Here is a 1,520-nt window from a genome sequence, read left to right as displayed (position 1 = left end):
ACATAAATACCTTCTTCTTTGTTATCCCAGTATTTGTTGTCAAATGGGCGCTCAGTCGCGTCTTCTTGCGTTACATCGTATTGAAGTGCTGTAAGCTTCGCTTTGATCTCTGCATCAGACGGTTTTACGTATGTTTTAGCATTCGCTGTCGCATTTTTACTGTCGATGATCTGACGTAGTGTTTTAGGGTTATCCTTTCTATCATCACCGAAGATTTTATCTAAATACTGATCACGACCTGAAGCGTAGCGGTAGTAGTTGTAACGAACCTTACTCTTCTTGTAATAATCTTGGTGGTAATCTTCTGCTGGCCAAAACTTCTCAAATTTGATCAGTTCTGTTTTTAGTGGTGCACCAAAGATTTGAGTCTTGTCGACCTCCATCATAAAGCTTTGAGCAACGTCTTTTTGCTCTTGGTTATGGTAGAAAATGGCAGGTCGATATTGCGGACCACGGTCTACGAATGACCCTTTGTCATCGGTTGGATCGATATGTCGGAAGAATTGGTCAAGAACCTGTTCATAGCTAACAATATCAGGGTTATAGGTCACGTTGATCACTTCGATGTGACCAGACTTACCTGAAGAAACTTGTTTGTAGGTTGGGTTTTCTAGCACGCCACCAGAATAGCCAGAGACAACGTCCGTTACGCCTTTTAGTTTCTCTAGGTCAGACTCTGTACACCAAAAACAACCACCCGCGAGTGTCGCGATTTCACTTTTCCCTGAATTAGCCGTTTTATCCATTGTATTGGCAGTGCCAGTTTGGCTGACAAACAACGAAATCAGTGGTAGTGCAACCACGAGTGATACCAATATTTTAGATAATTTATTCATAGATACCTCATCTTGACGTTCTTTTTCATTCGATTTTGAATGTACGAATAGAGACAGGTTTTAGATGGAAAAAATTGCACCATTCATGAAAAAAATATGTGTTAGAGAAAATCTTGCTCATGAATGCCGCCAGTAGTAGGGTGTCGGTACTAACAATAAATAATAGACAGTGATGGCGGTTATCGGTCATCTAAGGAACAGCATGCAAGCAGAAGTTAAATGGGTCGAAGGTTTTAAATTCCTGGGTCAATCTCAATCAGGCCACTCTATTGTTATGGATGGCAGCGGTGGTGCAACGGCGCCAAGCCCGATGGAAATGGTCCTTATGGCCGCTGGTGGTTGTAGCTCTGTTGATGTGGTAGATGGATTGAAATCTGCTGGTCAAAACATTACAGGCTGTAACGCAAAACTTGAAACTACACGTCGTGAAACTGCGCCAAAAATCTTTACCGCGATTAACATCCACTTTGAAGTATCAGGTGACAACCTTGATCCTGAGTTGGTTGCAAAAGTATGCGCTGATTCATTAGAAAAATACTGTTCAGTGTGCCTAATGCTAGGTGCAGGCGTAGAAATGACGCACAGCTGGGAAATTATTTAATTCTGAGTAAATTCCTGCGCATTAGAATTAGACCGCTAGCTTCAATGTCAAACAGATATAAAAAAGGGCGGAGCACTTAATAG

General features: G+C 41.8%; 2 protein-coding genes. One reads left to right on the top strand and one right to left on the bottom strand.

Translation table 11 applies throughout. The annotated features are described in order from the left end of the window. The coding region (gene msrA, locus BCT81_RS20535; RefSeq protein WP_102425642.1) for a peptide-methionine (S)-S-oxide reductase MsrA at positions 1 to 836 on the bottom strand (836 nt) is incomplete at its 3' end. Between the two features lie 202 nt (positions 837 to 1,038). Between msrA and BCT81_RS20530 the strand changes: the two genes are divergently transcribed. After that, positions 1,039 to 1,437, top strand: coding sequence for an OsmC family protein (locus BCT81_RS20530; RefSeq protein WP_008217203.1), 399 nt, complete (start codon positions 1,039 to 1,041; stop codon positions 1,435 to 1,437). Positions 1,438 to 1,520 lie beyond the last annotated feature (83 nt).

The organism is Vibrio sp. 10N.261.52.A1 (assembly GCF_002876325.1).
Lineage (GTDB): Bacteria > Pseudomonadota > Gammaproteobacteria > Enterobacterales > Vibrionaceae > Vibrio > Vibrio chagasii.
Note: the sequence above shows the minus strand (reverse complement) of the source record. Positions and strands in the feature narration are given on the sequence as shown.